The following is a 22,700-nucleotide window of genomic DNA, read 5'->3' as shown; positions in this document are numbered from 1 at the left end:
TACGCGCTATCTACTCTCAAAATCCCCCAAAATCCCTATAAAATCTCACCAAATATCCAAACGCTTCTATTACCACAAGGCTAGCTAGCCCTGCGATTATACCTGCTAGCGCGTCATCTCCCACTACGCCTAGCCCACCTTTTGCTTCTCTATCGATTTTGCCTATGAGAGAGGGCTTCCATATATCAAACACACGAAAAAGCACAAACGCACTCCCAACACCGATAACACTTACCTCGCCAAAGCACGCGATAGATAGCGCAATCCAAACGCCCACCACCTCATCGATGACTATCCAGCCCTCATCGTGGCTAAAGCCCTCTTTGCCCTCATTTCGCGCTTCGTATATATTGACTTGCTTTATGGCAAATAGCCCTACAAAGATAGAGAGCAAAAATAGCGTTTGAGAGGAGAGATAAAGTATCGGCAAGCCTAGTGCCACACCTGCGATAGAGCCAATAGTCCCACTTGCCTTAGGACATTTGCCTACCCAAAGCACACTCAAAAACGCGATTTGAGCGAGATTTGCTAGGTTTGAGAAATTCGCAGGTTTTGGACTAGAATCGTTATTTTGTTGGTTGTTTTCTTGCTGATTGTTGCTCTCTTGCATTTGCCCTCTTTTAGAGATTATTTGGAAAAGCCCTTTTTTAGCAAAACCTTGCCAAGCTCTACACCGGGCTGATTGTAAGTGTCTATATCTAGAGCGCACCCCACTGCTGAAGTAAGTAGCTCAAAATACGCGATTAGCGCGCCTACGCTACGCTCGCTTAATTCATTTAGCACGATAGAATCTAGCGGGATTTTTGACAAAATCTCTTTAGATTTCACGCTAGCTTGCTCCTTGCTAGATTTTATATTAGATTCTGCCCCAAGACTATCATATTGCAGATTCTCAAGCGATTGAAAAGTGGCTAATCTCTGCCTATCAAGCAGTTCTGCAAACCCAACGCCATTTACAAAATCGCTAGATTCTAAAGAATGCAAACTAAGAAGCGGAATCTTAGGGCTACTTGGCAAGGCACTAGGAGCTATGGAAAGAAATGTTACGGTTTTATCCGTCCTACCCTCGATGATAAGCTGTAAAAATGAGTGCTGGTCTATACTCCCTATAAGCCCCACAGGACTTAGCCCTACGCGCTTGCCATCTTTGTCTATTTTGCCTAGACTCTCCCCCCACAGCTGCACAAACCACGCGTTAAATTCCCTAAAAATGCTTGAGTAAGAAAAAAGCGTAGTGATGGGATAGCACTCATAGTTCTTTGCCAAAAAAGACGCTTTTGCCAAGATATGCTCCTCTTTTCGCGCAAAAAATCTCTCCATAAACTCCCTAGCTCCGCGCAATATCTGTGCTATGTCATAGCCCAAAAGTCCAAGCGGGAGAAGCCCCACCGCACTAAGCACAGAAAATCTCCCCCCCACGCTAGGTGCTATGCTTATGCACTCTACCCCCTCTTTTTTGGCAAAACTCTGCAATGCAGAGCCCTCATCGGTTATGCAAAGCAAGTGAGATTTGCCCTCACTAGAATCTAGCAAGGAAAATCTAGAAATGACATACTTTAGCAAGCTAGAAGTTTCAATCGTCCCACCAGACTTAGAAATCGCAATAAACAGCGTAGAATCTAGCATAATTTTTGAGAGAATATGAGGGATACTAAGCGCGTCTGTATGCTCCAAAAAATAGATTTTTGGGGCTTTTTTGTGAGATGTAGCTTTTCTATTTTTTTCTTGATTTGTAGATTTTGTTTGAGATTTCGCACTTGTAGGTTGATTTGTGGATTGCGCTTGACTTTGTGGATTTTGGCTTGAGAGAGGTGTGTATCGTAGTAGATGATGAATCGCCTTTGCTCCAAGTGAGCTTCCGCCCACACCGATAAGGACGAGATTTTCTATGTGGGTAAGTAGCTCCTCATTTTTTGAGACAAACCCTGCCAAGTCCTCACAAGCACGATTCTCAAAAGGTAGTGCATAATACCCGCTTACGCCCTTTTCGCGCTCGCGCTGCACTTTGGCAAAAATCTCATCGCCACAAGTGTAGCAAGAAGAGAGAGAATCATAGAAATCATATCCAAAACTTAGCATAAAGCTCCTTTACTTTTAATGCCAGAGTGGCTTAAACCCGCCTAAACAAACTACTTGCCACCTTTATACCAAGCCACAAAATCTAGCGCAAACTTAGCACGCAAAATCTAGCACGATTTGCAAAAACCCACTTATCTAGCACAAATCTAGTGCGACAATGCCCACACGGACATATCCACAAGCCGCGTAGAATACCCCATTTCATTGTCATACCACGCAAGCACTTTCACACTCTTGCCTATTGCTAGCGTTTTATCAGGCACGATTATCGCGCTATATGGCGAGCCGATAAAATCGCTTGAGACACATTTTTCCTCATCGACATAGATTATGTCTTTCATCACGCAAGTTTGAGCGTGTCTAAAGGCTTGATTTATCTCCTCTGCACTCACTTCCACACATAGATTTGCACTCAAATCCACCAAACTCACATCAGGCGTAGGCACGCGCACGGCAAATCCATTGAACTTGCCCACTAACTCGGGTATAACTAGCCCCACAGCTTTAGCAGCACCCGAGCTAGTGGGGATAATATTTAGTGCACACGCACGCGCACGGCGAATGTCTTTGTGCTTGACATCAAGCACATTTTGGTCATTTGTATAGCTATGCACGGTTGTCATTAGCGCGGATTCTATGCCAAACTTTTTGTGTAGCACCTTTGCTATGGGGGCTAGCGCGTTTGTCGTGCAAGAAGCATTTGAGATGACTTCCTCTCCTTTATAATCTGTGTGATTTACTCCATAGACAAAAGTAGGTGTCGATTCTGCAGGGGCAGAGATGATTACGCGCTTTATGTTATCTCGCAAATGCACGCTTGACTTTTCAAGCGAGTTAAACTTGCCTGTGCACTCTATCACACCCTGCGCTCCTAGTGAGGAAAAATCGACATTTTTAGGGTCTCTATCACTTAGGATTCTTACCCTTTTTGATTTGCCGATTCGTAGATGATTTTCATCGATTTTTTCAGCATCGTATCTGCGATGAATAGAATCATACTTCAGCAAATGCAAGAGTGTGTCAATATCTGCGGTGGTGTTTAGCCCCACTAGCTCGACATCATCACGCGCCCCTATGATACGCGCTGTGCAAAGCCCGATTCTGCCCGTGCCATTTATGGCTACTTTTTTCATTGCCTGCTCTCCTTAGTCGTTGTATAAATGCTATGGCTATTTTTTAGCTTGCTTTTTGGCATTTTTTTGTGCTTGTTCTTTTTTGGCTTTTTCTTCCTCAAGCCTTTGCTCTTCTAGCTTTTGCTCCTCTTGCATTTTTAGCTCTTCTCTATATTCGTGTAGATACCGCTCCTTGCCCTTAAACTCGATAATCGTGCAACGAGGATAGACATCAATTTGATGATAGATATTGCTTACGCGCTTTAGTAACCTCCCCGCAGATTCGGGGATACAGTGGGGATTTTCAGCTAGCTTTTGGTGGTCTTCATTATCAGGGGTTACAAAGACTTGAGATTCGGGCACATCTCCCCACCCATAGTGCTTCATCGCCATTCTTACCCAATACTTGCTATCAGTAATATCCACAAGTCGCTTCATTATGCGGTTATCTTTTGAGGAGTTTTCTACGATTGGAGCGGCTGTTACCCACCCTTTTATGCGATAGAGGTAATCTTGGTAGTCTGCTGCCTTTTTTGGCACAGAATTTACCAAATCATTTAGCAATAGCGTGAAGCGAAAATCAAGATACTTATCTTGGGCTGCAAGTGCGTTGCCATAAGAGTTTGCGAACACCACAAGCGACCACGAGAAAAATCCAGCCACAATCGCACTAAACACAAAAAACACTCTTTGAGGCACATTTCTAGTGATGAGATTCCCGCTATTTGCCCTCGCCACTTCCTCACGCTTGTGCGCCCAGCCTCTCCACGCGCTTACCACATACACGCTTATAGTCGCGCTAAACACGCCTATACCGATAAACGCTCTAGGACGCGTCAACGGCTCTACTAGCACCAAGTATGTCCCATAAGAAAACACAATCCCAATAGCAAGCACACTAAGAGCTAGCAGGGCTGAAATGGCTTTATTTACCCTCGCTTGATATATGCTAGAGAGCACAAAAAACCCTAGCAATCCAAAAAAGCAGATTTTTATCCCACTCCACCCAAAGTCATTCCACAAATACCCCACATACACGATGATATTTTTTAGCACCCCACTTGCTAAATCGCTTAGATGATATATCTCTGTGCTTGCTTGGTCGTGCGCAAATGGATGCATAATAAATAGCTTAAACACCCCAAGTGCAAGCAAGTAGCAGCACATAGACACACATACAAAAACAAGCGTCTTTTTGATTCCAGCGTTGGTTTGATTTAGCATAAGAAACGCAAAAAACGACACCAAAATAATCTCTATCCCACTACTTGCTTGATAAGTCATACACATACCAAGCGAGCAAAGAAAACTCACAGGAATATAGGCTTTGATATGGTGGATAAATACAAATGGTATCACGCTAAAAAGCACAGACAAAGCCATATACGGCGAATCAAAGCGAAAAGATAGCTCTTCTAAAAAATAAGGCGATAGCCCGATAGGAATCGAAGCGATGATGCCAAGCACGGTTAGTCGCTTTTTGTAGGGAATCTCGCTAGATTCCCATAGTCTATCCTCGTTTTTCCAAATGATTTCGCGCACACTCCACACAAGTATCACAGAAGCAAAGCTAAGAAATGCAATCGCTACAAGCTGTGTCAAGGGCGCAATATCACTTAGCGTAGTGCTCATATGCATAGGCGTAGAGAGAAACCAGCTAATATAGCGCGAGAAATTATCCCACTCCTTATAGCCAATCGCTGCCCTCCCCAAATCATCGATATAATACACATCAGCGCGAATAAGGCTCAAAATCCCAAGCAAATACACAGAAAAAGCGATTAAAAAATATTTCCAAAACCCTTGCGTCTGAAAAAGTGCTAGACTAGCGGTGCGAAACTCGCTAAAGACTTGAGAGAGAAGCGTTTGGACTTTAAAAAAAGCCGTTGATAAAAGCCCTTTTTTGGGATTTTGCTTATCATTCAAATGGCTAGTAGGGCTAGTAGAAGCAGTAGAAGCATTTGTATTCATCTTTTTTCCTTTATTTTCACGCTTACTTTTGCGTGCTTTTTATGCGAGGCTACCTAAAATAGCGAAGTTTTCTCTTTTTGATTTTGCACTAGATTTTGCGAGGGAGTTTTAGACACTTTGGGAGGGTTTTTGGACAAGTCTTGGGATAAGTCTTTGCTAGAATCTTTAGATTTTGCAGTAGCACTAGGTTGAGTGCTAGGATTATATGCCACTCCCTCATAGACATTGCGATGCTCTAGGATAAAGTGCGGGCGGGATTTTACCTGCTCATAGATTCTAGCGATATACTCCCCTATCACGCCAAGTATCATTAGCTGAATGCCCCCGATAAAAGTGATGATGACAATAAGGCTAGGGTAGCCAGCCACCGCATTGCCATAGATAATCGTATCTATGATGCGATACACACCAAACACCGCTGCAAATGCCGAAATGATAAACCCAAGCACAAATGCTATGCGCAAAGGCATCGTGCTAAAGCTTACGATTCCCTCTATGGCGTATTTAAACAGCTTCCAAAAACTCCAACTAGATGATTCTTTGATATGCGGGATATACTCGTATTCTAGGCACTCTCTCTTGTATCCCACCCAAGCAAACATAGCCTTACAAAACCGATGATATTCGCCCATTTGTAGCAAAGAAGCGATGACTTCCCTATCCATAAGCCGAAAATCCCGCACACCAGATTCGATTTTGACTTCGCTTATGAAATTTGAGACTTTATAAAACATCTCGCTCAAAAACGCGCGGATTTTGGACTCCCCTGCGCGAGTGGTGCGGCGAGCGTAGATGATTTTTGTCTCTCGCTTAGATTCTAGCCAGATGCGCACCATATCGCCTATAAGTCTTGGTGGGTCTTGCAAATCCGCATCAATTAGCACCACTCCTTGCCCTTGCGCCTTGCCTAGTCCTGCCAAAATCGCCGCTTCTTTGCCAAAATTGCGCGAAAAAGAGTGAATATGGATTTTACGCGCTTTGGCTTCATCGCTAGATTCTTTTGCTACGATATTATCTAGGACTTGCAAGGTTTTATCCCTACTGCCATCATTTACAAAAATAATCTCATAGGGCAAAAATCCGCTAGTATTTTTTCCATTTTTGGCAAAATCGCTTCTTGCAAAATCGTTTTTTGTAGGCATTTCCATAGGTGCGATAAGCGCGACATTGTCCAAAAGCAGTGGGACAACCCCGCTCATAACCTTTGTGATTTCCTCCATAAAAAGTGGCAAAGATACTTCCTCGTTGTAGCAAGGAACGACTATGGATAGCCCTACTAGACTTGCTAGATTTTCGTTTGGATTTGCCAAATTTCTCGTTTTTGTGTCTAAAGTGTTTGAATCATAGATGCTCATAGCAAACTCACTTCAATATAAAATATGCCAAAACGGCAAGCAACAAGCAATAATCACTTAATGTATTGCAAAACCTTAAAATGTGTGAAATTGTAATTCGTAGAGATAAACTAATATTAAATCCTTAATTTAGCTCGCCCAAAATCTCATCAACAATGAGCTTCGCCCCATCTTGCTTAGCAAGGGAAATAAGCGACTTTGAGATAGATTCTAGTGCGTTTTTGCCCTCACTACTACCAAAGCTAGCGATATACTCCAAAATCCTATCTTTCATCGCTTCTATTTGGGCTTGTTTTTGAGCTTGCTTTCGTGCTTTTTCTTGCGCATCTTTTTGTGAAGTATTATTTTTTGATTCCACTAGCACAAGCCCAAGCCCCTTACTAGCGAAAAATTCCGCATTATGCACTTGATGATTGCTAGCAGCATAGGGATATGGCACATATATCATAGGCAATCCTAGCGCAGCGTTTTCCCACACAGAGCTAGCCCCCGCCCTACCTATACAAATATCAGCACTTTCTAAGTGAGACAAAATATCCGTGCTAAATCCAAAAAGCTCTAGCTTTTTGTTATCCACATCGCTATGCGCTTCTGTTTGTGTGCAAGTGCCAATCCCAATCTCTGCGTATTTGGCTTTGGTGGATTCTAGCTCGTTTTGCCCGCATTGGTGGATTATCCTAAATCCTAGCGATAAAAGCGTAGGGGCTAGGCTTATAGCTAGGTGGTTTATCGTGCGTGCACCTTGTGAGCCACCGATGAAAGCTATGGTTTTTATCTCTGTTCGCACCCTTGCTTTTTCTCTGGCTTGAGATTTGATAGGATAGGGCACACGGTTTTTTCCAAATGAGCTAAAGACACGCTTTGCAAATGGCGATAAAAGCGCGTTTAGCCTGCCTTTTATGGCGTTTTGCTCGTGGATAAACAACGGCTTGCCAAACACTATCGCACCTATACTTGCAGGCGCAGCACTAAAGCCACCCACACTAATGACAGCTTTTACATCGTGCTTAGTAAAAATGGTGCGAATCGTTTTTAGGGATTTTAGATGATGAAGTAGGGAGAGGATTTTTGCGATTCCGCGCTTATCTACCACCCCTGAAGTTGACAAAAAATAAGTCGCACTAAAAATAGATTTTTTGTGAGAATCTAGGGCTTTGGTGTCTGCTCCATCGCTCTTTGCATTTTTACTAGAGATTCTAGCATTTGCGGTATTGCTTTTTGCAATCTCCTCGCTGTGCGAATGAGGTGTATCATACATACACCGCAGTGAAGCGCAGTTAGGAGATTGCAAAAATGAATCACCCAAAGGTGAATCTATTTCAAACCATTGTTTGTCTTGCCCACTTATAGACCCCACATACACCACCTCCACCAAACTATCATTTTGCCCCTTACGCTTAGCTAGCTCCTCTCCCAATGTCTGCGCTATGGCAAGATGCCCCCCCGTGCCTCCACCCGTGATAAGCAAAGCCAAATCTTAAGCCTTATAAATCGCCTAAAGCACGACTTACGCGCCTTGTCGCATAAAGGATTTTAGGCTTTCTTTGAAGCCAAAATCTGGGTATTCTATCATTGATAGTGCGATTTGCCCTGCGGTTTTATTAGCAGTGTTAAACACAAGAGGGGCTAGGAAATTTACCATAGAATCCTCTACATTTCGTTGCAAAACCACGATACAATACACCTCTAGTCTTGAAGTGCTATCAATTTCTAGCAGGCTCTCTATATATTTTGGGATTATGAAGCTGTATTCTCGTAGCGTGTAGGGATTTACTAGCATCATTTCTATGTTGTGAGCTACTTCTCGACTTGTGTCATCGCTTTGAGCGATGATTTTTGAGAAATACTCATCGATTTTGACAATCTCGACACTTGAAATGTATTCAAACCCTAAAATAGGTGCTTTGATAGCATAACGCATAAACTCTCTCCTTAAACTTGATTTACAAACTTAAATTTGGCTGTGGGACGCCCTATTTGCACTTGCTAAAGATTTATCAAATCTTTTGGCTTAGCATTAGGAGAGATAGAAAGCAAACTTTGTGCCAATGCAATATATGTCAAAATATGCTATAATCAACCCTTTATCAATCTATTTGCCTTTTTTGTCTTTTATCACACATTACACCAAGATAAGCACTAAAACTAAGCAAGCAAATTTAAAAAAACAATCTTAAAAATCCAAAGGGAAATTCGTGCTAAAAAAAGCCTTTTTAACAAATAGTAGTGGGATTTTATGCTCGCGCATTTTTGGATTTTTGCGGGATTTGAGTATGGCAAATATTTTGGGTGCGGGGATTTATAGCGATATATTTTTTGTCGCTTTTAAATTCCCAAATCTATTCCGCAGAGTTTTTGGCGAGGGGGCTTTCACGCAGAGCTTTTTGCCAAACCTCATCGCTTCTAGCAAAAAAGGCGCGTTTAGCGTGCTTGTGCTAGTGATTTTTAGCTCTATATTGCTGTTTTTAAGCCTATTTGTTGTTTGCTTTAGCAGTGGCGTTACGCGCGTATTAGCACTTGGGTTTGACTCCTCTCTCATAGAGATTGCAAGTCCCATTGTGGCGATACATTTTTGGTATTTGCTCCTTGTGTTTTGGGTAACTTTTTTTAGCGCACTTTTGCAGTATAAGCAGCATTTTTGGGTAAGCGCGTATAATACCGCGCTACTAAATATCGCAATGATTGTGGCATTATTTCTAGCAAAAGGCAAAGATGAGCTAGAAATAGTGTATTTTGTGAGCTTTGGGGTGCTACTAGGTGGGGTAGCACAAGTGGGGCTACATTTTTATCCATTGTGGAAATTGGGATTTTGCAAAGTATTTGTATGCGGGGTGCTAGAAATCAAAAAGTCATTTTTGGGAAGCAATCTATCTATAAGCACGAGCAAAGACAAACTAGAGTGCGCAAAAAATGAAGCAAGTAAGTCAAGTAAGGTAAATGAGGCAAGCAAAGCAAAATCCCTAGCCACCAAAATCAAATCCGAGCTAAAAGCATTTTTTAGTCAATTTTTGCCCGCTATGCTTGGTAGCTCCACCGCGCAAATCGCGTCTTTTATCGACACGATTCTAGCTTCATTTCTTGCAAGTGGCTCGATTTCTTATCTTTACTATGCCAATCGCATTTTTCAGCTCCCTCTAGCCATTTTTGCTATCGCTATTTCTACCGCGCTTTTTCCTATGGTAGCAAAATCCATAAAAGCAAATCAGCAAGACAAAGCCCTACAATCGCTTAAAAAATCCTTTTGGTTTTTGTGCTTTGCGCTCATTGCTTGCGCTATCGGTGGGATAATGCTGGATAAGCAAATAATATGGCTACTCTATGAGCACGGAAAATTTGCTAGGGCTGATACTTTGGAGTGTGCGCTAGTATTTGCTGGCTATATGGTGGGGCTTGTGCCTTTTGGATTGGCGCGGATTTTTTCTCTATATCTGTATGCGACTATGAGGCAAGCCTTAGCTGCCAAAATCTCGGCGATTTCGCTAGCTGTGGGTGTGGTATTTTCGCTTATTTTTATGCAGTTTTGGGGAGCTTTTGGGCTGGCATTGGCAGGGAGTTTGAGTGGGTTTGTGCTGTTTTGGCTAACGATAAAAGCATTTGGGTTTGCTAAGTTTTGGGGTATAATTGCAGATTCTAAATTGGGTGCATTGTTGGTGGCATTTGTAAGTGTAGAGGTGGTTATTTTGTGGCTTTGGCTAGCATTTGTAGAGATTCCCCAAGAGATTCCCTAGTGGGGATTTTATGTAGAGATTTTATAAACAGCTAGCAGGACAAACGATTAGCAAGGCATTAGATTTTGTCAAATCATTTAGGGCTTTGTGGCAGATTAGGACAAGCCACACAAGCACTTTTTTTCACATTTTTAAGCGACATTTAGGCGGATTTACCAAAAGGAAATTTATGCAAATTTATGATAGCAAAGCAAGACAAAAGCTCGCTTTTAAGCCAATCAAACAAGGCAAAGCTAGAATCTATGTCTGCGGTCCCACAGTCTATGATGATGCACATCTAGGGCACGCGCGAAGCTCGATTGCCTTTGACTTGCTCCGCAGGACACTTATGCTAAATGACTATGAAGTCCTATTTGTCAAAAATATCACCGACATAGATGACAAAATCATCAAAAAAGCTCACTCTCAAGGAATCTCTATACAAACCCTAGCCCAAACATACACAGATTCTTACCTCAAAGATATGGACGCACTAAATGTCTTGCCCGCAGACATCACCCCAAAAGCAAGCCAAAATATCGCTCAAATCTCTAATCTTATCCAAACGCTACTAGACTCTTCCGTAGCCTACAAGCTAGAAAACGGCGATATTTACCTAAGCGTAGAAAAAGATGAAAAATACGGCTCTATAAGCACGAGAGGAAGCCAAGATGATGAAAATCTAGCTAGAATCAAAAATGACAGCCATAAAAAAGATGAGCGTGATTTTGCACTATGGAAAAGCTACAAAGGCGCAGATGATGAGGGCTATGAAAGTCATCTAGGGCTAGGACGACCGGGCTGGCATATCGAGTGTAGCGCGATGATAGAATCTAGCCTTGCATACAGCATAGAAGAAAGCCCTGATTTTGCCATAGACATTCACGGAGGTGGTGCAGATTTGCTATTCCCACACCACGAAAACGAAGCAAGCCAAACGCGCTGCGCCACAAAAAGAGAGATAGCAAAGTATTGGGTGCATAATGGCTTTGTCAATATCAATGGCGAAAAAATGAGCAAATCGCTTGGCAATAGCTTTTTTGTCAAAGACGCGCTAAAGGCATATAGTGGCGAAGTGCTACGAAACTACTTGCTTGGCGTGCATTATAGGGCTGTGCTACACTTTAGTGAGGAGGATTTGCTTTTTAGCAAAAAACGGCTAGATAAAATATACCGACTAAAAAAGCGCGTAAGCGATTTTGCCAAAGCACAATCCTCCAAAGAATCTAGCCAAACTCTACCAAAAACGCCCAAAAATGAGTTTTGCAAAGAAATGCTAGAAGCAATGAGTGATGATATGAATATATCAAAAGCCCTAAGCGTGCTAGAGGAAATGCTAACTAGCGCAAATGCAAGCCTAGATAAAACACCCAAAGACAAAAATCTAAAATCCCAAATACTCCAAAATCTAGCCTTTGTCGAAGAGCTACTAGGTATCGGTGGTGGCGATGAAGTGGCATATTTTCAGCAAGGCATAGATGAAGCACAAAAATCTATCATAGAATCAAAAATCACTCAAAGAGCGCAAGCAAAAAAAGACAAAGACTTCGCCCTAGCAGATGCACTGCGTGATGAGCTAGCAGATATGGGAATCGCCCTTCTAGACACGCCACAAGGAAGCGTGTGGGAAAAGGTAGAGACACTTTAAGATAGCACTTGGCATTAGAGCATTTAGCACTAAAAGCACACGCTAAATCCTACTGCCAAGCAATGTTTCTCATTTGCACTTGGTGTTTTTATAGATATGCTTAAAAATACTTGCTATTTATTATGCTTTATCAAAATCTATTTGGCAAAATTTTCAAACAAACAATAATTTTTATGATTTAGTTAAATTTTTTAGATAGAATCTTTGACTTAAACTTAGTAGCGTTATTAGCATTGCTTTTTGGCAATCGCTTGAAAATAACCAAAAACTAAGCCTTAATATTCTGCAAGGACTTGAAATGAAACGAGTGAAACTAAAAAAATTGAGCAATTTTCTCATCGTTCGTATCCCTGATGAAATCGCTCAAGAGCTAAACCTAAAAGAAGATAGCGAGCTAGATGTATTTGTGCTAGATGGAAGCGGAATCATAATGCAAAAGCACAAAAGTATCGAGGAAATATGCAGAGGTATAAACTCTACAAATCTCAATATTGCAGCCCAATGGAGCAATAGCGACAACACTCAAAGCAAAGAGTGGTAACATCAATAAAATAAGGAGAAAAAATGATAGCAAAAAAATATACACCTGATTTAGGCGATGTAGTGTCGCTAGATTTTATCCCAAGCGAAGAGACAAACACAAGTGAAGCAAACCCTCAAGAAGCAAAAGACATAAAGCCAAAGCAGCGACTAGCAGTCGTGCTAAGTCCCATAACCTACAACAAAGCTAGCGGGCTATGCGTATGCGTGCCTATCACAAGCCAGATTAGGGATTATCCATTTGAAGTGCCTATCACACTCAAAACAAAAATGATGATTCTAGCTGACCAAATAAAAAGCGTGGATTTTGCCCAAAGAAACGCCACCCCCATCACAAAAATACATATCTCCAAAATCTACCAAATCAAAAAACTTCTAGCAAGCCTTTTAGGACTACAATTCGCACTAAACTAAAAATCGCCAAAGCACTTCCGCTCTAAGCATAGCTTATGTGTGGCTTGTCCTCTTGCCTGCTACACTTTGCTTGCTACACTTGCCCGCTATATTTGCTTGCCACACTTCGCCCCACTCTATCAAGCAACTACACTTGCAAACACAGCCACTTTCTCTACTTATGCTCCATTTCGTATTCATCAGTATTATATTTTAGCAACGCAATGAAGCGATAAAAAATATGCACGAATTTTGAGTAGGGCATCATTACAAAAAACGCAAGCACAGTGCTTAGATGAAAATACAGCATATACGCAAGTAGCAGGCTTTGCTTAGACACCATTAGGCATAGCCCGCTAAAGCTTGACAAAAACAATATAACGATAAGCACATAGTCCATTCCCACACTTTGAGAATCCTTGATTTCATCATCTGCTTCTAGTTTGATAAATAGCAACCCTAGTGTGCCAACACAAAGCATTATCCCACCGACAAGCCCAAAGATTTTAGGAGCTTGGGTAATGTCATAAGGAGCATTTAGCCCCAAAAAATGCATCCATATCGCACCTAGATTTGTAGCGATGAAGCAAAACAAAAATCCATAAGCGGTTAGATGATGATAGATTCTACGAGCGTTGCTTCGCAAGGCATTAGGATAGGTGCACCCCTCGCTTTTATGCCCTCCTAGATAGCGCAAAGATAGCGTATCTTTTAGGCTTTGTGTTATCACTTCAAGTGGTGGCTTCTTTAGCTCTATTGCCCTGCCAAATCTCACAAAGCCAATGGCTAATGCCACAAAGCTAAAGCACCCAACTATCATAAAAATCCCAACCATATAACCATAAGGAATCACAGCAAAAAAATCGCCCTTTTTTGCCGCACTAGCCACTTCGCCACCTACACCACTAGCCGCCACACTTGCGCTTGGCTCAAACGCGCTTGCAAGGCAAAATCCCAAAAAAAGTAGCACAAGCAACACTATGCCACTGATAAGCGCGTTTTTTTCAAACGCCACACTCAAATGACGCAAAAACGCGTATTTCTTGTAGCTCTCTTGACGAATGGTGGCAAACTGCTGCGGGATAGATACATTAAATTCGTGCGGTGGTGCGTATTGACAATCATAAAAACACTCACTGCATTGGTGGCAGAGATTTGCTAGATAGTCTATATCTTGCAGGTTAAATTCTCGCTTTTTTTCCATAGCAGGAAATACTGCACACAGCCCCTCACAATAGCGACAAGAATTGCAGATTATGCAGGACTGAAGCGCGTCTGTGTAGGCTTCTTGTGTCTTAGCACACATTTTGGAAATCGTGCCCTTATCTACTTGATTTGTATCGCCAACTTGGCTTGTTTGGCTAGCGTCATTTTTGCTTAGCTTTTCAAACGCACTTGTGCCTATGACTTTGTTAAATACCTGTGATTGCATTGTGTTTCCTTTGGTTGCGTATTTATGGTTGCGTATTTGTCTATTTAGATTTTGGGTGGATTATTTGGCTTGCTCGGCAAGTGGTTTTGGTGGCATTTTTGCTATGGCGACTTTTGCGGCATTTGCCCCAGATAGCCTGCCAAACACAGAGCCGATACTCATACCAAACCCCGCTACATAGCCTTGAGTGAGGATATTTCCAGCCATTATCTCCCCTGCAGCAAATAGATTTTCAAACAAACTATCATCAGCCCTATGCACCTGTGCGTCCATATTGACTTTCACACCCATATAGGTAAATGTAACGCCCGGTCGCAATGGATAGCAATAAAATGGCGGAGTGTCGATTTTCAACGCCCAATGCGTTTTTTCTACTTCTAGCCCTTGCGTGTGGCACTCATCTTGTATCGTGTGGTCAAACTTCCCCTCCACCACTTTGGAGTTATACTCATTGATAGTTTTTGTCAGCCGCGCTTCATCTATGCTCATTTGCAGATTTTTATCACTATTTATCTTATTTGCTAGCTCGGCTATGGAGTTTGCCACTATGGGTGGGAAAAGTGATGGCATATACGCGCTTTGCACTTTAGCATCAGTGATAGAATACGCGATTTGCCCCTCTTGCTGTGCCACTAGCCTCCCCCATATCGCATATCGCTTTGGCCAAAAGTCCTCCCCCTCATCATAAAACCTATCCCCAGCACTATTTACTACGATTCCTAGCGAGACACAGTCCACCCGTGAGGCGATACCGCCGTCATATTTTGGCGTGCGAGCATCGATTGCTACCATATGTCCTTGCGTGGGGTCGCCTATGATTTTAGCGTCTATATCTTTTAGGGCTTGTAGCATTTTGCCTTGATTGAACTTCGTCCCACGAATGATAAAATTCCTAGCGCATTCCCCCCACGCTTCTTCTAGCATTTCCAAATTTGACTCAAACCCACCGCTTGCGATTACAAAGGATTTCGCTTGAAATCTAACATTCTCATTTCGCACTTTATCTAGTGCTATGACTTCTTGGACTTGATTTTCTTTTGGGATTATCTCCACCGCTTCACATTCATAAAAAATCTCTACTCCCAGCTTTTGCGCCGTGAAATAATACGCATTTACAAGGCTTTTGCCCCCACCTAGAAAAAACGCATTTGTTCGCCCAAGATGAAGCGTGCCTCGCATAGAGGGCTGAAATCTCACACCATTTTTTTTCGCCCACTCTACGATTTGAGGGGTTTTTGAGATGACAAAGCGCGCATACTTTTCATTTGTCTGCCCTTTGGTAACCTTAAACACATCATCAAAAAACTCATCTTCACTATAACTAGAAGTAAGCACATCGGTAGGCAAATCGTGCATAGAGCGCAGATTTCGCGTGTGTTGTGAGTTGCCACCGCGCCATTTTCTAGGCGAACTCTCTAGCAAAGCCACCCTTAGGCTAGAATCCTGCTCTTTGGCACTTATAGCAGCGCATAGCGCGGCATTTCCCCCACCGATGATGACTATGTCAAATTCTTTGCATTCCATTTTTGCTCCTTAAGTTATAGATTTTGTATAAAGCGTTTTAAGAAGCGAGGTTATTCATTTGTGTTTTTGGGGTTGTTGCGCTCATAGATTCCACCTTTTCTAAACAAAATAAGCGCGGAGATAAATGAGCAAACTGCCGCAAAGCTAAGCCACAGCGCAGGAGAAGCCTTGCTACCTGTGTATTCGATAAGGATAGTCGCCATAGTAGGTGTAAACCCGCCAAATATCCCAACCGCTAGCGAATAAGAAAAAGAAAATCCAAGTGCCTTAACTTGCTTTGGCATTATTTCAGATAGAGAGACTATCATCGCGCCATTATACGCACCAAAGATAAAGCTAAACCACAGCTCCACAAGCACGAGATTGGTAAAAGATACATTATTCACAAGGAAAGTAAGCATAGGATATGCACTAATCATTCCCAAAAATGTCATCGTAAGCAATATAGGCTTGCGCCCGATTTTATCCCCCAAAAACCCCGAAACAGGTAGCCAAAAAAGATTGCTAAGCCCCACAATCGCCGTAACGATAAATCCATCTAGCCGAGTGAAGTTTAAGATATTTTTGACATAAGTAGGCGTATAAGAAGTGATGAAATAAAATGTAACCGTAGTCATCATAACAAACATAATCCCTAGTATGATGATAGGATAATTCTCAAGCATATTTTTGACTATCGCGCCGATATTTTTGCCTGCATTGTGCTTGTGTAGCTTGTCTTTAAACTCTGGTGTTTCATCTAGTGTCCTACGAATATAGATGATAAAAGGGATAACCAAACAACCAATGATAAAAGGCACTCTCCACCCCCACGCTTCTACAAGCGCATCGCCTATGAAATAGTGCAGTGCGATTCCTATCGCTCCTGCAAAAATCGTAGCGATTTGTTGAGAGCCACTCTGCCAAGAAACATAAAATCCACGCAAATGCTTAGGGGCGATTTCAGATAGATACACACTTGCCCCGCCTACTTCCGCTCCAGCACTAAATCCCTGCAAAAGCCTACCAAACACCACGATAAGTGGCGCAAAAAAGCCGATAGTATCATAGCCCGGACAAAGCGCGATGATTAGCGTGCCTGCTGCCATTATCGACAAAGTAAGCATAAGCCCTTGCTTACGCCCGTGCTTATCCATATACGCTCCAAGCAGTATAGAGCCTAGCGGGCGCATAAGAAACCCTAGCCCAAACGCTACAAAACTTTGCAAAATAGAGACAAACTCACTCTCTGCAGGGAAAAAAACTTTTGCAATGATAGCTGCATAAAATCCATACACAGCAAAATCATACATTTCTAAGAAATTGCCACCTGCGACTTTGCAGATATTTTTGGCATCTTGCTTTGCTTTTTGAGAAAACATTTTTACTCCTTGTGTGTAGTTGTGGTGCAATTTGTGTAGTTGCTGCGAAGTTGTTTTAGTTGATTCAAAAGAAGCACTCATTTTACAAGTTTATTTTGTAGTTTTGTCAAATTTTATATAAATTTTTGCATTTTTCTATGAAAAGTAAGAAAAAATATTTTTGCTATCTAAGACTAGGATTTTAGTCCAAACCCCACCCCCACCATACACCTCTCCCACAGATTTATCTAGCTTTTTATAGCTTAGGTTTGTTTTGTGGCGAGTTGTTTTGTTTGTTTGGTTGGAGTTTGTTTGGCTTGGGTTTGTTTTAGTGCAAGTTTATTTCTTAGCTTTAGTTTGTTTAGTTGGCTTAGTTGGCTTAGTTGGAGTGCTTGGCTTTGCATTAGTTGGCTTTGTGGTAGGCTTAGTAGGCTTAGTATTTTGCTTAGCAGATTGTTTAGCACTAGATTTTGGCACTTTAGGTAGGTTTATCTTTGGCGGAGTTGATTTGGGTGGAGTTGATTTAGCAGCTTTAGCAGCTTTCTTTTGTGCTTTTTGTGCTTCTTTTTGGGCTTGTTTTTGAGCTTTTTTCTCTGCTTTAGTTAGTTCAGGTTTTTGAGATTTATTAGAATCTTTAGCAGGTGTTTTAGCTAGTGGTGTAGATTTTGCATTATTTGTGCTATCAGCCTTAGGTGCTAGGCTTGTAGCTCGTTTGTTGTTTGTAGTTGTTTGATTACTTGTAGGAGTAGATAGAGTTTTTCTTGCGTTTTTGTTTTTTAGCTTTTGGTATCGGCTAGATTGTCTTGTAGCTCTATTGCTATCCCCCCCAAACTCATACCCTAGTAGCATTCCAGCTTTTAGAATGTAGGGTTTATTAGTTATGCTATCTAGCACTCTATCGACAAACACTCCACCTATATCAGCATTTAGATAAAATCTACCATTATGATTTTGCAAAGGAAACTTTTGAGAAAAAACAAAGCTAGCAGAATATATAGCATTATTAAAAAATGTAGTGTTTTTATAGTTTGCTCCATTACCCAAATCAATACCAATAGATTTCAAAGAATTTAGCACTCCTCCTGCACTTCCTCGCAAGAGAAGTGAAGTGTTTTTTATCCTCAACCCCGTATCAAGTGCGACATTGCCAAATCCTAAATGATTAGCAGGCATATATGTGCCTTTAAGTGTAGCGGCATAGTAGAGATTTGCACTAGGATTTAGCACCCAAAAGACATTACCACTACTTCCTAGTGCAAAATCAAAGTTCTTTAGCACTCCTAGCCCAAATACAAGTGAATGACTAGCTAGCGTGCTAGAACCAAAGTAAGTATAATAAGCCACTCCTCTTAGATAAAGTTTATTTGCAACTGCTATCTTTAGCTTAGCTCCTATATCAAAGCCATTTTTTGAGTTGTAGTTATAATAGCGAGCAAATCCTCCGTTATTAAACGCACCAATTCCTACTTGATGTCCTAATCCATAATCATAGTTTATATAAGTGCCATCATAGTTATTAAGAATGTTATAGAGTATGAGGGTGTTGGTGGATTCGAGGTGTTCTCTTTCCCACATTGTATTTCTACATAGCTGCACTGCTTGTAGTGTCCCACCAAGTTTAGAGATACAATCTATTGTGTCTTTTTGCGTTCTTGTTAGTTTGGGTGTATTGCTACTACCATTTTCTCCGCCACCGCCACTACTGCCACTACCCCCACTTCCACTGCTACCACCACCGCTAGAGCCACCTCCACCTGTGAGATATGACGCACCCGGTCCCGTTATGCTTATGATTTCGCCACCACCACCAAACTTATATTTTCTTTTAACAAAAGCATTGCCTTGTGGAGTAGGAGTTATGGTAGTGTCGGTGTTATTTATCAAATCAATTATATTGACAGTTGCGCCCCCTGTATCATTTAGGTTTTTTAGTGTTGATTGAAGTCCTTCTTTGTTTGTTGCTAGCCCTATGGAAGCTGGGTTTGGTTTGGTTTTGTCTTTAATGATTATATTGTTTATGGTTATTGTAGCTTTATCTCTAATGTATTGACTAAAATAGATTCTCTTACCATCATATACATCTATGATAAGAGTGTTTATTGTCGTGTTGCCATAAAACAGCAACTCATAATTTATATAGCCGTCATTTTTTAAAGTTAGAGTATTTGCATTGATATTGCCCCAAAATTTACCACCATTAAAAGTGCAATCCCCCGTCTCATTTGGACCTGTGCAACTCATACCTGCTTTTGCCACATTGCAAAAAACACTAAGCAATAATATTAACAGGGGGGGGGGGGAGCAAAAACCTTTTCATACAATTACATTTCCTATTTTTTTGGCATTTTTAGATTTATCTATGGGCTATGCTTTTTGCGTAGCGTGATTTGGTGCTAGATTTTACTTATCTAGTTTTTTGTTTGGATTTTTTACTTTGGAATTTTGCTTGGATATTATATTATATTTTCTCTCATATATGCCTTTATCATTTGGTTTTGACTTGCAATAAACATACCAAAATATATAAAAAATAGCTTATATCAAATCTAGTAAGGAAATCACCGCTACTTTATTGATACATTTGCTACGCTTAAATGCGAAACTCAAATCCTAGCTTTTTGGCAAAATATGCGCATCGCAGGGCTTAGATTTTGAAGTTTGAATCGCTTTTAAAGTTTTTGTGCTATTATGATATGTGCATAGTTTTATGGCGTTTTGTGAGATTTTGCAACGATATATTTTGTGTGAAAATAGATTCTTCTAAGGAGATAGTATGCCACTCCAAACTATAAAGTTTATCATAGCTTCCATAACTTCTATAATTTCTATGGCTTCTGTGCTATTTGCACTGCTAATAAGCCTATCCCAAAGCCTACTCGCTCTACACTCTCCACAAGCCTCCCCACAAACCCCACCACAAAATCCACCACAAAATCCACCAAAAAATCTGCCACAAAATCTAGTAAATAACGAGCGATATATAGAATCTAAGCTAGACTCTATATCTCTAAAAGCTCCCAAAAATATGCCAAAAAACTCCAAGCTGCTAAAAACTCGCAAGCTAAAAATCCTTGATACCACACCAAAAACCCCAAAATCCACCCTTGCAATCGCCAAAAAATCCACCCAAAAATCCAAACCACTAACAACCACACCAAATCTAACAAGCCCTCTAAGCCTAAACAATGTCTTTGACTTTAGCCTAGAATCTTGGGTATCTAGGCTAGCCCAGATTGCTTCTAGCACTGATGGTTCGGCTTTTCATCAAGGTGTGTGTGGGACTTGCCTTTTGCACTCCTATGAGATAGTCGCTGAAATCCTATTCTATGGAAACACCCCTCCCACGCAAGGTGGTTACTTTTTTGACACCGCACCAAATGTAAATCCGTTTTTGAGCTTTAGGGCTAGGCACTCGCTTCTTTATGATACGCTAGATGATATTGCGGAGTATTATGTCTTGCCTGCAGATGATGTAAGCCAGAGGTTTGCCAACTCGGTGCGACTAAGCTATGCTAGTGCTATCTCGCTACTTCCGCAGTTTGATTGGCGTTTTGTGGGGTATGGGGTAGAGCCAGATGATGTAGGCAGGCTTTTGGAGGGCGTGCTAGCTTCTAGGGTAGGCACGCTATATGTGGTTTCGATGATTCACTATCAAGAGGGGAGGGGGCTAGGACAGCACGGAGTAGTGCTAGTGCGTGCTAGTGGTGGTGTGCGTGTGCTAGCGACAAATATCATAAACGCCACCCCACAAGAAATCGCAAATATCGCTAGGCTAAACACGGATTTTTATGAGCTGACAAACGCCATAGCCAACACTATGGGCGCAGGGACACAAATCGCCGCACTAGGACTTGTAGAAGTAAGCGGGCGATACGCGCTACCATTTGCTAGCGCACTTTCATTTAGCGATTGTAGTGGGGAGGGGGAGGGTATGAGAGGAAATGCAAGAATCCCAACTGCTAGCGCACTAAATCAATGCGCTAGTGGCAGGTGCAATCAATAAAATCACAAGATTTTGCTAGATTTGCTTGGGGAGCAAACTCGCGCTAATCTTACCTACATAAAGTCCTATTTAGGACTTTATGCGTTAGATTTTGCACATTCTGGCTTTCTGCGTAAGACTTCCCCTCCACTTAGATTTTCTTACCTAGATTCTACTAGATTCTACGCCTTTGGTTTTATCATATTTTCAGGCACGACATACTTATCAAAGTCCGCTTCGCTAAGCAATCCTAGCTCCAAGCAAGACTCTTTAAGCGAGATTCTCTTTTTGTGCGCGTTTTTTGCCACTTTTGCAGCGTTTTCATAGCCGATATGCGGATTTAGCGCAGTTACTAGCATTAGTGAGTTGTGCAAGTTGTGGTCGATTTTTTCTTTATCTGGCTGTATGCCTACCGCGCAGTGCTCATTAAACGACCTCATCGCATCGGCAAGTAAATCAAGGCTTTGCAAGAAATTATAAATAATCACAGGCTTAAAGACATTAAGCTCAAAATTCCCTTGAGACGCTGCAAATCCGATAGCTGCGTCATTTCCCATTACCTGCACGCACACCATTGTGAGTGCTTCGCATTGCGTTGGATTTACCTTGCCCGGCATTATAGAGCTTCCGGGCTCATTTTCTGGGATTAGGATTTCCCCTAGCCCACAGCGCGGACCGCTCGCTAGCCAGCGAATATCATTTGCGATTTTCATTAGGTTTGCTGCCAAGCCTTTCATCGCGCCGTGTGTGAATGTAATCGCATCGTGGGAAGTTAGCGCGTGGAATTTATTTGGGCTTGAGACAAACTTCACGCCTGTAAATTTGCTAAGCTCATCGCTTACTTTTTCGCTTAGCTGTGGGTGTGCGTTTAGCCCTGTGCCTACGGCTGTCCCGCCGATAGCAAGCTCGCGTAGTGTAGGGAGTGAAGCGGTGATTTGCTCCTCGCTATGAGCTAGCATAGAGAGATACCCGCTAAACTCCTGCCCCAAAGTCAGCGGTGTAGCGTCTTGTAAGTGTGTGCGCCCGATTTTTACGATAGAGTCAAACTCTTTGACTTTCTTTTCAAATGTCGCTTTTAGCTCACGCAGTGCGGGGAGTAGCTTTTTTTCGATTTGTATCACACTTACGATACTCATCGCTGTGGGGAATGTATCATTTGAGCTTTGACTCATATTGACATCATCATTTGGGTGGATTTTTTTGCCCTCTTTTGAGTCCTTGCGAAAATCCCCGCCTAGTATCTCGCTAGCGCGATTAGCGATGACTTCATTCATATTCATATTGCTTTGTGTGCCGCTCCCTGTCTGCCAAATCGCTAGTGGGAAATTATCATCAAACTTGCCCTCGATTATCTCATCACACGCCTGCGTGATTGCCTTTTTTTTCTCATCATTAAGTTTGCCTAGAGAATTATTTACAACCGCCACAGACCGTTTTAGCTTCGCAAAGCTATAAATCAGCTCCTTTGGCATTTTCTCAATGCCGATTTTGAAATTCTCAAAACTGCGCTGTGTTTGCGCACCCCAATACTTCTCGTTTGGGACTTTGACTTCGCCCATCGTGTCGTGCTCGACTCTGTAATCCTGTGCCATTTTGCACCTCCGTTTTTAGTTTTGG

General features: G+C 41.9%; 17 protein-coding genes. 5 read left to right on the top strand and 12 right to left on the bottom strand.

Features of this window, described 5'->3' with window-relative positions; translation table 11 throughout:
• Window positions 1-16: 16 nt before the first annotated feature.
• The 7 genes from HMPREF2086_RS00760 to fliW all read right to left on the bottom strand — a co-directional run bounded on the left by HMPREF2086_RS00760 (window position 17) and on the right by fliW (window position 8,438).
• A complete protein-coding gene (locus tag HMPREF2086_RS00760) occupies window positions 17-610 on the bottom strand; it encodes a phosphatidylglycerophosphatase A family protein (RefSeq protein ID WP_023926812.1) in 594 nt (197 codons plus the stop codon).
• A gap of 17 nt (window positions 611-627) precedes the next feature.
• Window positions 628-2,079 carry a hypothetical protein gene (locus tag HMPREF2086_RS00755; protein WP_023926811.1) on the bottom strand — a complete coding sequence of 484 codons (1,452 nt, stop codon included), beginning with the start codon at window positions 2,077-2,079 and terminating at the stop codon, window positions 628-630.
• Between the two features lie 146 nt (window positions 2,080-2,225).
• Window positions 2,226-3,212 (bottom strand): type I glyceraldehyde-3-phosphate dehydrogenase, encoded by a 987-nt coding sequence (gene gap / locus HMPREF2086_RS00750; RefSeq protein ID WP_023926810.1) that lies wholly within the window; start codon window positions 3,210-3,212, stop codon window positions 2,226-2,228.
• A 36-nt stretch (window positions 3,213-3,248) separates the two neighbouring features.
• A complete protein-coding gene (locus HMPREF2086_RS00745; RefSeq protein WP_023926809.1) occupies window positions 3,249-5,162 on the bottom strand; it encodes a glucosyltransferase domain-containing protein in 1,914 nt (637 codons plus the stop codon).
• A 53-nt stretch (window positions 5,163-5,215) separates the two neighbouring features.
• The gene (locus HMPREF2086_RS00740; RefSeq protein ID WP_023926808.1) at window positions 5,216-6,517 is read right to left on the bottom strand and encodes a glycosyltransferase family 2 protein; all 1,302 of its coding nucleotides are present in this window, start codon (window positions 6,515-6,517) and stop codon (window positions 5,216-5,218) included.
• Window positions 6,518-6,641: 124 nt separating this feature from the next.
• On the bottom strand, window positions 6,642-7,991 hold the full coding sequence (locus HMPREF2086_RS00735) for a glycosyltransferase (RefSeq protein ID WP_023926807.1): 1,350 nt from the start codon (window positions 7,989-7,991) through the stop codon (window positions 6,642-6,644).
• Between the two features lie 33 nt (window positions 7,992-8,024).
• Entirely contained in the window at window positions 8,025-8,438 is a 414-nt protein-coding gene (gene fliW, locus HMPREF2086_RS00730; protein ID WP_023926806.1) for a flagellar assembly protein FliW, read from the bottom strand.
• Window positions 8,439-8,712: 274 nt separating this feature from the next.
• Here fliW and murJ point away from each other — a divergent pair, with 274 nt between their 5' ends.
• From murJ to HMPREF2086_RS00710, 4 genes are all read left to right on the top strand, one after another.
• Complete coding sequence (gene murJ / locus HMPREF2086_RS00725; protein ID WP_023926805.1) at window positions 8,713-10,245, top strand: murein biosynthesis integral membrane protein MurJ; 1,533 nt, start codon at window positions 8,713-8,715, stop codon at window positions 10,243-10,245.
• Between the two features lie 169 nt (window positions 10,246-10,414).
• The gene (gene cysS / locus HMPREF2086_RS00720) at window positions 10,415-11,872 is read left to right on the top strand and encodes a cysteine--tRNA ligase (RefSeq protein ID WP_023926804.1); all 1,458 of its coding nucleotides are present in this window, start codon (window positions 10,415-10,417) and stop codon (window positions 11,870-11,872) included.
• A 298-nt stretch (window positions 11,873-12,170) separates the two neighbouring features.
• Window positions 12,171-12,413, top strand: a complete 243-nt coding sequence (locus HMPREF2086_RS00715) for an AbrB/MazE/SpoVT family DNA-binding domain-containing protein (RefSeq protein ID WP_023926803.1) — start codon at window positions 12,171-12,173, stop codon at window positions 12,411-12,413.
• 23 nt (window positions 12,414-12,436) lie between these two features.
• Entirely contained in the window at window positions 12,437-12,826 is a 390-nt protein-coding gene (locus tag HMPREF2086_RS00710) for a type II toxin-antitoxin system PemK/MazF family toxin (protein ID WP_023926802.1), read from the top strand.
• Between the two features lie 154 nt (window positions 12,827-12,980).
• On the opposite strand, the gene tcuB is transcribed toward HMPREF2086_RS00710, so the two are convergent.
• From tcuB to HMPREF2086_RS10515, 4 genes are all read right to left on the bottom strand, one after another.
• Complete coding sequence (gene tcuB / locus HMPREF2086_RS00705) at window positions 12,981-14,237, bottom strand: tricarballylate utilization 4Fe-4S protein TcuB (protein ID WP_023926801.1); 1,257 nt, start codon at window positions 14,235-14,237, stop codon at window positions 12,981-12,983.
• A 60-nt stretch (window positions 14,238-14,297) separates the two neighbouring features.
• Window positions 14,298-15,761, bottom strand: coding sequence for an FAD-dependent tricarballylate dehydrogenase TcuA (tcuA, locus tag HMPREF2086_RS00700; protein WP_023926800.1), 1,464 nt, complete (start codon window positions 15,759-15,761; stop codon window positions 14,298-14,300).
• 50 nt (window positions 15,762-15,811) lie between these two features.
• On the bottom strand, window positions 15,812-17,122 hold the full coding sequence (gene tcuC / locus HMPREF2086_RS00695) for an MFS transporter (protein ID WP_023926799.1): 1,311 nt from the start codon (window positions 17,120-17,122) through the stop codon (window positions 15,812-15,814).
• A gap of 318 nt (window positions 17,123-17,440) precedes the next feature.
• Window positions 17,441-19,342 carry a hypothetical protein gene (locus HMPREF2086_RS10515; protein ID WP_023926798.1) on the bottom strand — a complete coding sequence of 634 codons (1,902 nt, stop codon included), beginning with the start codon at window positions 19,340-19,342 and terminating at the stop codon, window positions 17,441-17,443.
• Window positions 19,343-19,874: 532 nt separating this feature from the next.
• Between HMPREF2086_RS10515 and HMPREF2086_RS00680 the strand changes: the two genes are divergently transcribed.
• The gene (locus HMPREF2086_RS00680) at window positions 19,875-21,104 is read left to right on the top strand and encodes a DUF1561 family protein (protein ID WP_023926797.1); all 1,230 of its coding nucleotides are present in this window, start codon (window positions 19,875-19,877) and stop codon (window positions 21,102-21,104) included.
• A gap of 161 nt (window positions 21,105-21,265) precedes the next feature.
• Here the strand turns inward: HMPREF2086_RS00680 and fumC are convergent, their stop codons facing one another.
• Window positions 21,266-22,675 carry a class II fumarate hydratase gene (fumC, locus tag HMPREF2086_RS00675; protein WP_023926796.1) on the bottom strand — a complete coding sequence of 470 codons (1,410 nt, stop codon included), beginning with the start codon at window positions 22,673-22,675 and terminating at the stop codon, window positions 21,266-21,268.
• Window positions 22,676-22,700: the final 25 nt, after the last annotated feature.

Source organism: Helicobacter macacae MIT 99-5501, from assembly GCF_000507845.1.
Taxonomy (GTDB): Bacteria; Campylobacterota; Campylobacteria; order Campylobacterales; family Helicobacteraceae; genus Helicobacter_B; species Helicobacter_B macacae.
The sequence above is the reverse complement of the archived record's forward strand: the minus strand, read 5'-3'. Positions and strand labels throughout refer to the sequence as shown.

What these genes read in the sequence shown, in the direction of transcription:
- HMPREF2086_RS00745 (WP_023926809.1), bottom strand. Translation starts at nt 5,162, where the DNA reads ATGAATACAAATGCTTCTACTGCTTCTACTAGCCCTACTAGCCATTTG.
- HMPREF2086_RS00715 (WP_023926803.1), top strand. Translation starts at nt 12,171, where the DNA reads ATGAAACGAGTGAAACTAAAAAAATTGAGCAATTTTCTCATCGTTCGT.
- HMPREF2086_RS10515 (WP_023926798.1), bottom strand. Translation starts at nt 19,342, where the DNA reads ATGAGTTGCACAGGTCCAAATGAGACGGGGGATTGCACTTTTAATGGT.
- HMPREF2086_RS00755 (WP_023926811.1), bottom strand. Translation starts at nt 2,079, where the DNA reads ATGCTAAGTTTTGGATATGATTTCTATGATTCTCTCTCTTCTTGCTAC.
- tcuB (WP_023926801.1), bottom strand. Translation starts at nt 14,237, where the DNA reads ATGCAATCACAGGTATTTAACAAAGTCATAGGCACAAGTGCGTTTGAA.
- HMPREF2086_RS00740 (WP_023926808.1), bottom strand. Translation starts at nt 6,517, where the DNA reads ATGAGCATCTATGATTCAAACACTTTAGACACAAAAACGAGAAATTTG.
- cysS (WP_023926804.1), top strand. Translation starts at nt 10,415, where the DNA reads ATGCAAATTTATGATAGCAAAGCAAGACAAAAGCTCGCTTTTAAGCCA.
- HMPREF2086_RS00760 (WP_023926812.1), bottom strand. Translation starts at nt 610, where the DNA reads ATGCAAGAGAGCAACAATCAGCAAGAAAACAACCAACAAAATAACGAT.
- tcuA (WP_023926800.1), bottom strand. Translation starts at nt 15,761, where the DNA reads ATGGAATGCAAAGAATTTGACATAGTCATCATCGGTGGGGGAAATGCC.
- tcuC (WP_023926799.1), bottom strand. Translation starts at nt 17,122, where the DNA reads ATGTTTTCTCAAAAAGCAAAGCAAGATGCCAAAAATATCTGCAAAGTC.
- HMPREF2086_RS00710 (WP_023926802.1), top strand. Translation starts at nt 12,437, where the DNA reads ATGATAGCAAAAAAATATACACCTGATTTAGGCGATGTAGTGTCGCTA.
- gap (WP_023926810.1), bottom strand. Translation starts at nt 3,212, where the DNA reads ATGAAAAAAGTAGCCATAAATGGCACGGGCAGAATCGGGCTTTGCACA.
- fumC (WP_023926796.1), bottom strand. Translation starts at nt 22,675, where the DNA reads ATGGCACAGGATTACAGAGTCGAGCACGACACGATGGGCGAAGTCAAA.
- HMPREF2086_RS00680 (WP_023926797.1), top strand. Translation starts at nt 19,875, where the DNA reads ATGCCACTCCAAACTATAAAGTTTATCATAGCTTCCATAACTTCTATA.
- fliW (WP_023926806.1), bottom strand. Translation starts at nt 8,438, where the DNA reads ATGCGTTATGCTATCAAAGCACCTATTTTAGGGTTTGAATACATTTCA.